At 61.4% G+C, this 12,073-nt stretch carries 14 protein-coding genes; 11 read left to right on the forward strand and 3 right to left on the reverse strand.

The annotated features are described in order from the left end of the window. Nucleotides 1-230 precede the first annotated feature (230 nt). Nucleotides 231-1,322 carry an Abi family protein gene (locus E3O50_RS16715; protein WP_134558789.1) on the reverse strand — a complete coding sequence of 364 codons (1,092 nt, stop codon included), beginning with the start codon at nt 1,320-1,322 and terminating at the stop codon, nt 231-233. Between the two features lie 410 nt (nt 1,323-1,732). Here E3O50_RS16715 and E3O50_RS16720 point away from each other — a divergent pair, with 410 nt between their 5' ends. From E3O50_RS16720 to E3O50_RS16750, 7 genes are all read left to right on the forward strand, one after another. Next, nucleotides 1,733-2,701: an NAD(P)H-binding protein gene (locus E3O50_RS16720; protein ID WP_134558790.1), complete on the forward strand. Its 969-nt coding sequence runs from the start codon at nt 1,733-1,735 to the stop codon at nt 2,699-2,701. Continuing rightward, complete coding sequence (locus E3O50_RS16725; RefSeq protein ID WP_134558791.1) at nt 2,698-3,171, forward strand: DUF1990 family protein; 474 nt, start codon at nt 2,698-2,700, stop codon at nt 3,169-3,171. The genes E3O50_RS16720 and E3O50_RS16725 overlap by 4 nt, the downstream gene beginning before the upstream one ends. 210 nt (nt 3,172-3,381) lie before the next feature. Next, nucleotides 3,382-4,326 (forward strand): hypothetical protein, encoded by a 945-nt coding sequence (locus tag E3O50_RS16730; RefSeq protein ID WP_134558792.1) that lies wholly within the window; start codon nt 3,382-3,384, stop codon nt 4,324-4,326. Continuing rightward, the gene (locus E3O50_RS16735; RefSeq protein WP_134558793.1) at nt 4,323-4,685 is read left to right on the forward strand and encodes a GntR family transcriptional regulator; all 363 of its coding nucleotides are present in this window, start codon (nt 4,323-4,325) and stop codon (nt 4,683-4,685) included. Before E3O50_RS16730 ends, E3O50_RS16735 begins: the two co-directional genes overlap by 4 nt. A 215-nt stretch (nt 4,686-4,900) precedes the next feature. Continuing rightward, on the forward strand, nt 4,901-5,458 hold the full coding sequence (locus tag E3O50_RS16740; protein WP_134558794.1) for an RNA polymerase sigma factor: 558 nt from the start codon (nt 4,901-4,903) through the stop codon (nt 5,456-5,458). Then, nucleotides 5,455-6,270 carry a hypothetical protein gene (locus E3O50_RS16745; RefSeq protein ID WP_134558795.1) on the forward strand — a complete coding sequence of 272 codons (816 nt, stop codon included), beginning with the start codon at nt 5,455-5,457 and terminating at the stop codon, nt 6,268-6,270. Before E3O50_RS16740 ends, E3O50_RS16745 begins: the two co-directional genes overlap by 4 nt. Nucleotides 6,271-6,558: 288 nt before the next feature. Continuing rightward, complete coding sequence (locus E3O50_RS16750; protein ID WP_134558796.1) at nt 6,559-6,999, forward strand: SRPBCC domain-containing protein; 441 nt, start codon at nt 6,559-6,561, stop codon at nt 6,997-6,999. Nucleotides 7,000-7,144: 145 nt separating this feature from the next. On the opposite strand, the gene E3O50_RS16755 is transcribed toward E3O50_RS16750, so the two are convergent. Next, nucleotides 7,145-7,486: a hypothetical protein gene (locus E3O50_RS16755; protein ID WP_134558797.1), complete on the reverse strand. Its 342-nt coding sequence runs from the start codon at nt 7,484-7,486 to the stop codon at nt 7,145-7,147. Between the two features lie 138 nt (nt 7,487-7,624). Between E3O50_RS16755 and E3O50_RS16760 the strand changes: the two genes are divergently transcribed. From E3O50_RS16760 to E3O50_RS16770, 3 genes are all read left to right on the forward strand, one after another. Next, nucleotides 7,625-8,233, forward strand: a complete 609-nt coding sequence (locus E3O50_RS16760) for a class I SAM-dependent methyltransferase (RefSeq protein WP_134558798.1) — start codon at nt 7,625-7,627, stop codon at nt 8,231-8,233. Nucleotides 8,234-8,443: 210 nt separating this feature from the next. Further along, nucleotides 8,444-9,169: a hypothetical protein gene (locus tag E3O50_RS16765; RefSeq protein WP_134558799.1), complete on the forward strand. Its 726-nt coding sequence runs from the start codon at nt 8,444-8,446 to the stop codon at nt 9,167-9,169. Nucleotides 9,170-9,561: 392 nt separating this feature from the next. Then, a complete protein-coding gene (locus tag E3O50_RS16770; protein WP_134558800.1) occupies nt 9,562-10,263 on the forward strand; it encodes a hypothetical protein in 702 nt (233 codons plus the stop codon). 208 nt (nt 10,264-10,471) lie between these two features. Here the strand turns inward: E3O50_RS16770 and E3O50_RS16775 are convergent, their stop codons facing one another. After that, nucleotides 10,472-11,014, reverse strand: coding sequence for a hypothetical protein (locus E3O50_RS16775; protein ID WP_134558801.1), 543 nt, complete (start codon nt 11,012-11,014; stop codon nt 10,472-10,474). A 300-nt stretch (nt 11,015-11,314) separates the two neighbouring features. Between E3O50_RS16775 and E3O50_RS16780 the strand changes: the two genes are divergently transcribed. Continuing rightward, nucleotides 11,315-11,956: a hypothetical protein gene (locus tag E3O50_RS16780; protein WP_134558802.1), complete on the forward strand. Its 642-nt coding sequence runs from the start codon at nt 11,315-11,317 to the stop codon at nt 11,954-11,956. Nucleotides 11,957-12,073: the final 117 nt, after the last annotated feature.

Genomic DNA, 12,073 nt, shown 5'->3' on the forward strand with positions numbered 1-12,073 from the left:
GCAAACGCCACGGCTACCGAACGCCCGCAGAAGTCCTCGCCACGCTAATCTCGAACCCAACCAATCAAACCGGTGTTGCAGACACCACTTGAATCCGCCCGCAATTCAAGCCGGAGGTTGTGTGACGTAGTTATGAGACTCGCCGCGGCACGAGATTCCGGCGATCGGTCAGGCCGAGAAGGCGAGTTGTTAGATGTCTTTTATCTCTAGGGATACGAGACGAACTGCCTTCACTGTTCCGAAAAAGCCTTCACCAACGAAGCGGGTTTCAGGGCGCTAGGCACGTATGAACGACTTGTCTGCGATGTTGGCTTCCACAGTGCCAGCTCTTCCCAGCCCGAAGGGAACCCCATGCTGACATCGGGGGCGATGAGTTGGGTCCCGTCTGGTGCCAGAAGTGGAAGGTCGAATTTCCTAATCTGAGTTTTGAAAGTTTGCTGCCAAGTAGAGCCGGCCGAGTGCGAGCCGAGCATGAACGCAAGCGTGGCCGCATAGATGTACAGGCGCTGATTCGGCTTGGGCGTACTCGTAAAGTCGGAATCCAGCAGATGATCGAGCAAGTCGCCGTTTGTGTCGTGCTTCTTGATCGATAGCGCTCGCTTGAAAGCTCGGTTGAAGAGGCGCGAGCCGTGTGCACAGGTATTCCTGAAATCAACCATCATGCGGAGAACAGCACCGAAGGGACGCGGGTGGGCGAATCCAAATATCCGGGCCACTGAGCGGGCATCTTGCGTCTGCATGAGGTCGAAAAGAAACGGCAGCTTGCCGAAGCTCAATACCTCGGTGACCGCCCAGATGGGTACCGGCTGCTGAGGGTACTTCAATAGATGATGTGTGATGAACTCCTCGTCCTCGGCGCCGGAGTTAATCGCGCCACGGCATGTGTCCATCCATGCGTCGAACTTAGTCCTGTCGCCGCTGAACTGTTGGCAGATCCGTTTGTCGAGGAACTCCTCGGAGGCGTGTGCGGCCACGTCCTTCGCTGCAAGAGTATGGGCGATCGCCGCTCTCAGCCGGATTTCGAAGTCAAGGAGACCTTCCAAACAGACGCGCGCCAGTTTGGAGTCGAATGCCTCCAACTTCATCACGTGTGTAAGGCTCGCCTCAGGGAGGTACTTGTCGCTCCGGTACTGGCGTAGTCGCCCGTTGATTTCGTCAGGTGGAAGCAGCTGCCGAAGGACGTACCGATACGCGCCTGAGCGGAAATAACCGACGCGAGTCAGGAAGTCGAGCGCCAAATCGCGGTCTGGTATGGCGAGACCGTGTTCCGCGAGCTGGTTCAGCAGCTCTTCGCGTTCTTTGAATTCCTTGGTGTAATCCACACCTCAACGTACCGCGGAATGAAAATCGCCCCCTTGAGCCGAAGCTCAGAGGGGGGCGATGTCTGATAGCGAGAATCTAGCACAGTCAACCGCCGCGCGGCTGGGCGCTGAGCATCCGCGGACATGATCGAGAGCTCGTAACGTTTGTGCCTCGTATCCCGTGGGTTGCGAAACATCATCATGAGGTGCTCGACCTCGTGCGTATGACGCCCCGTCATCGGGCTTAATGTCGGGACAGTCAAACGGGCACCGTCGCAACCCGCCACGGTCAAAACCGCCAGCTTCCGGGGGAGTGCCCGCAAGGGGTCCGTCTTTTGGGACGGTTTCGGAAGGGGGTGGGCCAAGAGCATTGTGCGAGTGGGACGGACAAGGTTGTAACGAGTAGCTGCGGGGTACGCCATAGTCAGACTATGAGAGTAGCCATTACTGGTGGAACCGGATTCGTCGGCAGCCACCTCGCGGAACGATTCCCGGCGTCCGACGTGTCAGTCGTGTCTCGCCGCTCTGGCACGCCCGTCGATGATGTGGATGCGCTGACACGGGCGTTTGAGGGCTGCGATGTGGTGGCTCATTGCGCAGGCATCAACCGTGAAATAGGTGAGCAGACCTTCAACCGTGTCCACGTGCAAGGCACGGCCGCGGTGATCGAAGCGGCACGACGCGCGGGCGTCCGCAAGATCGTGATGCTCAGCTTCTTGCGCGCCCGCCCAGGATCCGGTTCGCGGTACCACGAGTCGAAATGGGCGGCCGAGGAGATGATTCGTTCTTCAGGGTTGGACTACACGATTCTGAAAGCGGGAATGATCTACGGCCGCGGCGACCACCTCGTCGATCACCTCAGCCGCACAATCCAGACGATCCCGATCTTCGCCTCTGTTGGACTTCGGGAGAAGTCGATCAGCCCCGTCCCGGTTGGTGAGCTTGTTGACATTCTGGTCGCTGCGCTCGACGCTCGCCTGACAGATCAAACCGTCGCCGTCCGCGGCGGCGAGACCCTGCTGCTGAGCGAAGCCGCTCGTCGAGTTGCCCGAGTTCTCAACCGCCGCCTGATCATCGTACGTTTGCCAGTCGCGTTCCACTATGTCCTGGCGCAGTTCACAGAATGGGCGATGACGGTGCCGCTTCTGGCGAAAGCCCAAGCGAGAATGCTGGCCGAAGGCGTCACGGACGCTGCTCTTCCGGCTGCGGAGCTACCGGACGATCTCCGTCCACATCTCGCCTTCAACGACGCACAAATCCGCGACGCGTTGCCCGATTCGGACGGCTTCAGCTGGAGCGATCTGCGAATCAGTGGCTCGCGTTCGCGACGTCGCGGACACTTGCACGAGCGAGGCTCCGGTCAAGAGCCCGTTGGCCGCGGTGAAGGACGTGACGCATGACCAGCCCTGAGCTTCGCGACTGGCCTTCGAGCGACGGGGGATACCGTCGCTCGGAGGTATCGGCGGTCGTGGGACGTGGTGACTCTGTCTGGGAGCGCGCCACCAGGGATGTCCTCCGATGGAGGGTGAAAACGGCGAGCGGGTTCGCGGTCGACTCGACCGGGCCGGTGTCGCCGGGCGACCGTGTCACCGTCACCGCACGCGTGCTCACAGTAGCCGTTGTTGAGCCCGTGCAAGTCGTGGAAGTCGTCGAGGAGTTCGACCGGGTCGGCTTCGCGTACCGGACCATGCCGGGGCACCCCGTCAGCGGCGAAGAGGCCTTCATCGTGCACCGACGCGGCGACGAGGTGCGTCTCACCGTGCGCTCACTCACGCGCCCCTCGCCGCAGCAGCCGTGGCGAGCCCTCTACCCGCTGCTGCTCATCACCCAACGCATCGCGCGCAAGCGTTACCTGCGCTCACTTCGCTGAGCTGCACGCCCATCAGCGCTGGCGATGGACACGCTTTGAATCTCTGTAGGAGCGGAATCGCGGAGGTCCGCTTGGGGTTCCCCAGGGGATGGAGTGAAGCTCTCTCCATCACTAATGGGGCCCCGCCGTGCACAAGCGAGAATGCTTGTCACAATCACTTGACACAAACCGTAATCCCCTTGTATCGTCAAGTCAACACAAGGAGAAAATGTGCAGACCATTGGGATTGCCGAGATGTCATTAGGACTGGTCGGTCTCTTGTTCGTCCTAACGATGGCGTTCGCCGGCTTAGCGATGGCTGGGCAGCGCGGACAGCCAAAGCCGCTCGTGCGGGCGCGGCGTGTGAGCGCGCTGCGGTCCGCTGTTGCGGTTTCAACGGCTCTCGCAGTTTTCGCTGTGGCGATCCTGATCCATATTGCCAATCCAGTTCTTGAGCTGGTCCCGTTCTTCCTCGGACCACTCGCGGCAGCCGCGGCCGGCCTGATCGCGTTCACGCTCATGCCCGCGCCAACGATCGATGGCGCACTTCGACGGCGGACTAGTAGCGTCAAGCCGCGTACCCTGAGCAACTATTCGTCGTCAGGTCAACGGGCGAGGTTCGGGGGCATCGCCGGGATAACGGTCCTAACGGCCGTGGCGGCAGGGTTGTTATCGAAATCCGCGCCGGATGGTCGGTCTCTGTGCACCGCCCTATTCGCGGTCGAGTGCACACCGGGCGGACCCTACCTCTTCCCAGGGTGGATGTTTGCGCTCCCCGTACTGGTTCTCACTGGCGTTCTGGTTCTCGCCACTGTTCAGGCTCTGCGCCGCGTTATTGATGCCCCGGCCACTGCCTGGGCGGAACTGAGCGACGCTGACACGGCCCTGCGTCGAAGCGGAGTCCGGCTGGTCTTGCGCGTCGCGAGCGCACCGTTGGCACTCACCCTGGGCCTTATACTCGGAATGGCATCCCTGCCGCTGGTCAACGCGCCCCTTCTGGAGACGGGCCTCGATGCGAACGCGGCCGCGACGTTGCACACGATCGGAATGGTTCTGTTTGGGGCTGCAGCCGTAGCCCTCGTCTACGGCCTCTCACTCGCCTTTCTCGCCGTCATTGGGGCGATCAGACTGCCTCGGACGGCCTTTGCTGGTCCGCGGTCGGAAGTCGCGGAATGATCACCGTCGACGCGGATGATCCGACGCCGCCCTTCGAACAAATCCGAGCCGCTTTAGCTGCGGAAATTACCTCGGGCAGACTCGCGGGCGGTCACAGATTGCCCACCGTACGCCAAATCGCCGGCGACCTACACGTGGCAGTGGGAACAGCGGCGCGCGCATACCGCGAGCTCGAAGAGGCCGGTCTCGTCGAAACTCGACGCTCCCAAGGAACCCTCGTCCGCCACGACCAGATCGAAGCGTTCGACCTCGACCAAGCAACTGCCGAACTCGTAAGAACAATTCCCCGCGACCAAGTGGCCCTCGCAGAGGTCCTGAAAGCAGTCGAAACCGCCTGGAACCGCGCAAACGGTGATTGAACGTCCTTCAAGGGGGCCCGGTTCCGGGCACGTCGCAACCTGCCGTTACTGGATGGCGCGACACGACGATGCCTCCCTGATCCGGTAGAACAACCCCACGAGGATGATCCCAAGATCAAACGCACCGTTGCGACTTCGTCGACCGTCCCGCCGATGGATCTGAAAGATTGCGTGCCCCACCAGTAACAATTGCGCTCAACCAGACATGTGTAGGTATGGGATTGAATCCAACAGGGGAAGATAGTGCTGCTCGATTCGAGGAACTGTACGACTGCACGTACGCCGACGTGCTGCGATTCGTGCGGCGCCGAGCCGGGCCCGACTCGGCAGAGGACGTAACTCACGAGGCTTTCCTCGTGGCCTGGCGCCGACTGGAGGACGTGCCGGTCGAGTACCACGCTGCCCGTGCCTGGCTGTTTGGCATCGCCAGAAACTGTCTCCTGAGCGATCAGCGCGGATACGCCCGCCGAAACGCACTCAACGTTCGAATCGCGTCTGAAACCCGTTCATTGACCGAACCGGACGGCGACCTCGCCCTGCGTTTGGACCTGGTCACGGCGTGGCACCAGTTGCGGGCCGACGAGCAGGAAGTCCTCTCCCTCGCCATTTGGGAGGACCTTTCTTCCCTGCTCGCGGGGCGGGTCCTTGGTATTTCGTCAGCCGCATACCGGATCAGGCTCCACAGAGCGCGCGCGAAACTGCGCCGGCTGCTTGACATCGCTACTTTCCCTGCCTCTACCGCCGATTACTTAGTAACGGAGCGAACGATATGAACGACGACAAGATCATCACCGCACTGCGATCCATCGACCACGCCCCGCAGATACCCCTCGACGACACGGGACGGCGACGGGCCGATGCAAGACTTCAGCAAATCCTCGCCACAGACCCCAAGCCCGAAGTACTCACCAGCCACGTCTCGCGCCGCTCATCAGTCACTCGGTGGGTCGCCATTCCCGCGGCGATCGTTCTCGTCGCCGCTGCCGCTGCCGTCATCCCGGGTCTCGGTAACCCCGAATCCGCGTACGCATCATGGACCCCCACGCCGACGTCGATTGACGCAGCCGATCAGGCGGTTGCGTCCGCCGCGTGCCTGAGCGGGGGAATCACAACTCCCTCCCCGGGAATTCTCCTCGCCGAACGGCGAGGAGAGTGGGTCGGCTTGGCATACACCAGCACCAACGGGCAGACGTCTACGTGCCTCACTCACCTGCCGGTCGACAGCCCTCACGCCGACAACGTAATGACTGGAACAGCCTCTGACAGTGACGCGATAGTTGCCCGTGGACAGTTTTCTGAGGGCGCGATGTCGTCCTACTTCAGCCGGGGCCGCTCCAGCTTCTTTGCGCGCGGGGATGCCCCCGCCGTGACCGTTGCCTCAGGGAATGTGGGCGAGGACGTAACGGGTGTCACGATCAAAACTGCCGATGGTCTGTCCGTCCAGGCAACCGTCGAAGAAGGCCGATACATCGCGTGGTGGCCAGGCAGGGGCGGTGCGCAGGGAGACGCTCAGCCCGTTCTCGCCTACGACATCGCCCTCTCTGACGGGACAGTCCACAAGGACGCAGAGCCCACAAGGCCGTAGTGAGAATCCGCTCGCCTACGTCGCATCAATTCCTTCAGGAGTCAGGCGCCGTTCACGCCTTCATGCTCGACCCGCCGCCTGGTCCCCCTTGCCGCGGGTCCCAACGCGGTTCTTGCGGTACTTGCGGTTCTGCGAAACAGCGTCCCGATGAAGGTTCCTCTACGACACAACTTATTCTCAGGCGGCCACCTAGCCAGGCTGGAAACGTGTGCCGGGAGTGGTGGGGTCGACCAACCGGCCCGGTAGGCGGTCTTGCGCCGCCAGGGTGTCTCGGTTATACAAGCGAGCATGGAGAATCTTCGGTTCAGCGTCGATGTCGACGCTCCCGCGCAGCACGTCTGGAACGTCATGCTCGACCTTGACACCTACCGCGAATGGACGGGTGCCTTCCACGAGGGATCAACCTACGAGGGCGGCTGGAACGAGGGCGACGAGATTCGCTTCCTCGGACCGAACGACGACGGCGCGGCGAGCGGTCTCTTCGGCACCATCGTCGCGAATCGGCCCCACGAGTTCGTGTCGATCCGCTATCTCGGCAATATTGAGAACGACGTCGAGAACCGCGAAGGGCCCGCCGTCGGGCTGCACGAGAGCTACTCCTTCAGCGAGACCGACGGGGTGACGAGTCTCGTCGTCGAGCTCGAGATGCCCGACGAGTGGGCCAACGACATGCGCGGCATGTGGTCGGAGGCGATCGTCACGATCAAACGGTTGGCAGAGCGGGCTTAGGTCAAAGAAAACTTGACCACCGCATCTGACTCTTCCGGCGGGTTAGAGCCATCAATACTACGGAATAGGACTCAATCAGCGTGAACGGGGGCATCGACTGGTGGCGGACTCGCCATCCCGCTTGCGGACAGTGTGACACGTCGTGTCACGGGCTGGACACGATGAGATTATCGTCGAGGGTGCTGCCACGGCGGTCACGTCCTGTTCCGGCGACAATGCGCGCGACGATCAGCATCGCAAGCAAGGTCGCCACAAGGAAGGGGAACATATTTCCCATCAGCCACAGCGCTCCGTTCCATGGTGGAAACACGCCCGGGTCGAAGCCCCCGGTTTGTTCAGATCGTGCGCCGAGGTAGTCGCTCTGCACGTCAACGAAGACGGCGATCGCGATGGCTACAGCCAGCGAAACCGCTGAGACCACGATCGCCGCTGTGAGCATCACCTTCAAGAAGGGTGCGGTCCGATAGTCACGGTTGGCCTTTGGCATGAAGCTGACAGTAGCAGCGGCTGTTCCCTTCGGACTCGACTTCGGCCCGCTCAACCCTCGGGTGGAATTTCCCCAGCTCTCTCGCGCTTCCCTTCCCCTCTTACGGGCACATGGCTCGACCTGCCTAGACTCGACCGCATGGTGAACGAGGTCAGCACCGCCGCGTACTCACGCCGAGCAAGGGAGTACACAGAGGTCTTAGGGTCGATGGCTGCTGTGCACCCATCCGATCTCCACCTCGTTTCCCAGTGGGCCGGCGATGTCGACGGGGAAATCGTCGATGCTGGCTGTGGTCCAGGTCATTGGACAAACTTCCTCGCTGAGCAAGGCCATGCTGCTCGCGGGGTCGATTTGGTGCCCGAGTTCGTCACGTACGCCAGGAACACCTTTCCCGGCGTGAGCTACACACTCGGCAGTCTCGACTCGCTCGACGCCGACACGGGCTCAATTGGCGGGATCCTGTCCTGGTACTCCCTTATTCACTACGAGCCCGAGACGATACAGATTCCTCTCCAAGAGTTGAGCCGCGCGCTCAAACCCGGCGGTGCGCTGCTTGTCGGATTCTTCGAAGGCCAGGCGGTCGAGGAATTCGCCCACGCCGTCACGCCGGCATACCGATGGCCCGTGGATGACCTCGGCACCGAGTTGAACGCGACCGGTTTCGACGTGGTCGAATCGCACGTCCGGAAGACCGCCGGCCAGCGCGCGGTGGCAACTATCGTCGCCCGACGCCGCGATGCCCACTGAGGGATCCCCAACTCGGGCGCCCGATCAGGGTTGCCTTTCGGCGACGCTGGACCTACTCGCAGACACCACTTGAATCCACCGGTCATGGGTTCAAGTCCCATCCGCCCTACTGAACGTCGAACGTCAGCTTGCGGCTGCGAGCGCAGTACGTGCCAAGCGCGCCCCGTTCTGGGCGTTTCCGTTTTCGGGTGAATGGGCGACACTGGCGCTATGCGCGGCGTCCGAACGGTCTGGGTGGTCCTCGCCGTGCTCTGCGATGTGGCTGCGGTCGTCGGCCTCGTGATGGTGGCGATTGGCGGGTATCTGCACGCCAACGTCCTCGGCCTCATCTACTTCGGCGCCATGCTCGGCCTGCTGGCGGTGCTTGGCGCGATCTTCTCCACCGTGGTTGTGGTGAGCGCGGCTCGCTCTCACGGGGTCCGCATGCGGCTCGTCGTCCCGGTCGTGTCTGTACTCTGCGCGCTGTCGCTCGCGATCGGCCCGGCTGCCATCGTGATCGGCTGGAGGCTCACGCCGAACCCGGCGGTCGATCACATCGATGCATTGCGCGCCGAGATCGAAAGGACAGGCGGCAGCGAGATCTGCTCCAACGGGGATCCGGGCCTCGGCCCCGACAACACGACGCCCTGGTCGGACGTCTGGTACCGGGTTCCGGTGACCGACGTACACGGCGAGCTGTTCGGCGAGGCGATAGCGACGTCAGCTGTCGGCCGTGACCTCGGCCTCGCTCCTGTGCCCGTCGATCTCGACACTCCCGGAGTGCTCGGGCTTTCGTCGCCCAGCGACACGCCAGGAGACTTCACCGTCGAGGTGGAGATCATCACGCAGAGTACGCCGCTCCGTTGCTCGGGCGTCGCTGGCTACGACTATGGGGACCCCTTCCAGCCTGATACACGGGAGGTCACGGTCGTCCTTCACTCCCGTCGCATCGACTGACCCCTGGCATCATTTCCCGAAGAGCACGGACCTTTCCTTCCATGGGCCGCTTTGAGCCACCGGTTGATGCGCCAAATAGCGATCACAGAACGCCGCCAGGAAGCGCTCACAGTCACACGCCACATCCCTTCCGGTGTGCGGCGATGTGCGTTCAGGTTCCCGCTTACGGGCACTGCATGTCAGTCAGTCGTGTTGGTGCCTGTCGCTTTCAAGAGATCAGGTCCGGTCGGGCCCATAAGCTGAACGTCATGCTCCTACATTCGGCCGACCCAGAAGTGGCGAATTTCTGGGCACCAGTCGCACAGATCGCGCCTGTCTTCGGGCTGGCGCTTGTACTTGAGGCTCGTCGACGTGTCGTTCGCTGGCCCGATTTGAGCCGACGGATTCGACGCGTGGAAGCTTTCTACTTGTACGCAGCCGCGATCTTGCTCGTCACGGTTGAGGGTTGGGCTCTGTTCGCGATGCAGACTGGCCACAGCGTCCCTGCGCTGCTCGCGCTGGCTCCGATTGTCCTTCTACTCGTATTCGCTGCTCTCGCACTCCTTCCAATAGTGCCGTTTGTCGGAGTGGCGAACGCAGACATGATTACTCTGGCTGGCCGACTCATCCCCTGGTCGCCTTGGCGAATTCGAAAACGCCAAATCCAGAAGTCTCTCTCAACTGCGACGATGATGATCCGAGATTTGCAGGAGCGTCATTCCGCCGCCAACGCGAGGCACGAGAAGCTTCTGGAGGACGGGAAACGTATATCGATTAGTTATGCGGACGACGCTGCGGTCCTCCAACAGGCCCGGATCGAGATCAGTTGTCTTCCTCCCGGAAACGCTGACGTAGTCGCCGAGAGCATCGCGGCTGCTCAACTCGTTCTCGATCAGAACCGCCGGTTAGAAGCCAGAAACATGCAAGAACTCGAAGTGGTGTTTAACACCCTCAAGGACATACCTGAAGTCATTGCCACTATGACGAAGTTCAGAAATGAATTCTCCGACCTCTACGACCGGGCCAAGATCGGATATCTGACTGAGTCAGAGATAAGCCACTGCGAGGACCTGGTCAAACGGCAAGCACGTGTGATCGCCGATCAGCCGTTCTGAATGGGAGCGTGGATTTATCCCACTCACGGACCTGATTAAGTGGGGCACCTTGAGGAGGGTTCGGTGTCCTCCTAAAGTTCTGTCGAACTCAGGCCTCGGTTTTCATCAGTTGCGCAGCAAGCGACTCCAGTTCTGGGCATCCTGGGAGGGAACGAACCTGTTCGAGTCCGCTGCAGATTGCCTAGCTCTATCCAGAACCCGCAAGACGTTAGCTTCCAGGGAGACAGTCCTTTCGGTCCGGCTGGGCCTCCGAGCAGAAGACGCTCTGAAACTCCTTGTAGGCCGCGTTGTAAGTTTCAGGACTGTAGCCAAATTCAGCCTCTTGCCCCATGGTGTCGGGAAGCGTGCCTATGAGTAGTTCCCCGGCCGCCCATGAACGATCGGTACCGTAAACAAAAACGTCGTTGATCGCACCCCTGAAGTCGTATCGAGCGTTTCTAAAGTCATTGATCAGTTTGAGATTTTCTTCAACGTCGGCCGCGCTATGCCCCGCCTGCTGGTACTTGGAGAGGGCTCCAGATGCATTTGCGAAGTCATTGCTCTTGATCAAGAAACTCTTGTAGACCGCTTCACGCTGATTCAGCAGTTGATCGTTCCGTACGTTTTCCGCTTGAAGGTCGGCTGATATGTACGCACCCCAAACCGCACCCCCTGCTCCTATTGCCGCACCCAGTAGCGCGGCGACGAGTGGGAGTATCACGGCGAATCTCCTCACGTTCGTGAAGTCTTCGCGCGCCCGTTCTTTGGCCATTACCGAACGCTATCAGCGGGGTGAGGTCGATAGGTGCGACCGGCCATTCGACGTTCTCGAAGGTCTCGGGAAGCCGTCTGACGCAGCATTCGAGGCGGAGCGAAGGCTCGCGGGTGGGGCGGGCGTTGGAGTTCCCCTCATGGCTGGCCACTTCAGATTGGGTCTCGACCCGAATCTGCGTCATTAGAGGTTCCCTTGTGAAACGAGGAGCGGGGCCGGCCCTGACTCTGCGACTGGGCCCAATCCGTGTCGCTCGAGGTCCGTTCGCGGGCGGCAGGTGAAGCGTTCTAGGTTAGGTAGATGCTTATCCTCGAAGCGCCAGATGCTGAGGGAATACTCCTGTTCGGATCGGGCGCCGGTGGCGACCCTCGCCGGTACAGCACTGTGCTCCACTCTCGCGCTGCATTCGGATTCACGGTACTGGCGCCCACGAACGAACGGTTCGACCCGCGGACCGTGACGACGGAGCAGCTCCTCGATCGCGCGCATGGCCTGGCGGCTGCTCTCTCGAAATACGCGCGCACCGATCTGCCGGTGGTCGCCGCCGGGCACTCCGTAGGTGGTTGGGCGGCCCTGTGCCTGGCCGGGGCTCAACCGTGGGATCGCGACGGCAAGCCGATACAGGTTGACGCCGAGGAACGGGTGACGCGGCTGGTTCTGCTCGCGCCGACAGTCGGCTGGTTTCAGGCCCAAGGGGCGCTGGCGGAGGTCACAGTGCCCACGGACGTCTTTGTGGGGGCGAAGGACTCCATCACTCCTGCATCAACGGTCGAGATCCTGCGGTCAGCACCCGCCCCAGTGAACATTCACACGGAGGAGAATGCCGGTCACTTTGACTTCATGACCGACCTCCCTCCAGGAATGACGCCCACGCGCGGACTCGACCACGCCATGTTTTTGCGCGAGCTCGCCTCCCAGATGGCCGTTGCCATCCATCAATGAGACTGTGAAAACGGAGGCTGTTATGTCTCAGGACATCGGTGACAGTTCTGCATCAATAGATCGGTGACCATTCGGGCGTGTTTGGTGGTGACACTTCTCCCGCGTACACATTTGAGG

This window comes from Cryobacterium sp. MDB1-18-1 (assembly GCF_004402735.1).
Classification (GTDB): domain Bacteria; phylum Actinomycetota; class Actinomycetes; order Actinomycetales; family Microbacteriaceae; genus Cryobacterium; species Cryobacterium glucosi.

What these genes read in the sequence shown, in the direction of transcription:
- E3O50_RS16775 (WP_134558801.1), bottom strand. Translation starts at nt 11,014, where the DNA reads ATGGCCAAAGAACGGGCGCGCGAAGACTTCACGAACGTGAGGAGATTC.
- E3O50_RS16735 (WP_134558793.1), top strand. Translation starts at nt 4,323, where the DNA reads ATGATCACCGTCGACGCGGATGATCCGACGCCGCCCTTCGAACAAATC.
- E3O50_RS16780 (WP_134558802.1), top strand. Translation starts at nt 11,315, where the DNA reads ATGCTTATCCTCGAAGCGCCAGATGCTGAGGGAATACTCCTGTTCGGA.
- E3O50_RS16725 (WP_134558791.1), top strand. Translation starts at nt 2,698, where the DNA reads ATGACCAGCCCTGAGCTTCGCGACTGGCCTTCGAGCGACGGGGGATAC.
- E3O50_RS16760 (WP_134558798.1), top strand. Translation starts at nt 7,625, where the DNA reads ATGGTGAACGAGGTCAGCACCGCCGCGTACTCACGCCGAGCAAGGGAG.
- E3O50_RS16745 (WP_134558795.1), top strand. Translation starts at nt 5,455, where the DNA reads ATGAACGACGACAAGATCATCACCGCACTGCGATCCATCGACCACGCC.
- E3O50_RS16765 (WP_134558799.1), top strand. Translation starts at nt 8,444, where the DNA reads ATGCGCGGCGTCCGAACGGTCTGGGTGGTCCTCGCCGTGCTCTGCGAT.
- E3O50_RS16750 (WP_134558796.1), top strand. Translation starts at nt 6,559, where the DNA reads ATGGAGAATCTTCGGTTCAGCGTCGATGTCGACGCTCCCGCGCAGCAC.
- E3O50_RS16720 (WP_134558790.1), top strand. Translation starts at nt 1,733, where the DNA reads ATGAGAGTAGCCATTACTGGTGGAACCGGATTCGTCGGCAGCCACCTC.
- E3O50_RS16740 (WP_134558794.1), top strand. Translation starts at nt 4,901, where the DNA reads ATGGGATTGAATCCAACAGGGGAAGATAGTGCTGCTCGATTCGAGGAA.
- E3O50_RS16755 (WP_134558797.1), bottom strand. Translation starts at nt 7,486, where the DNA reads ATGCCAAAGGCCAACCGTGACTATCGGACCGCACCCTTCTTGAAGGTG.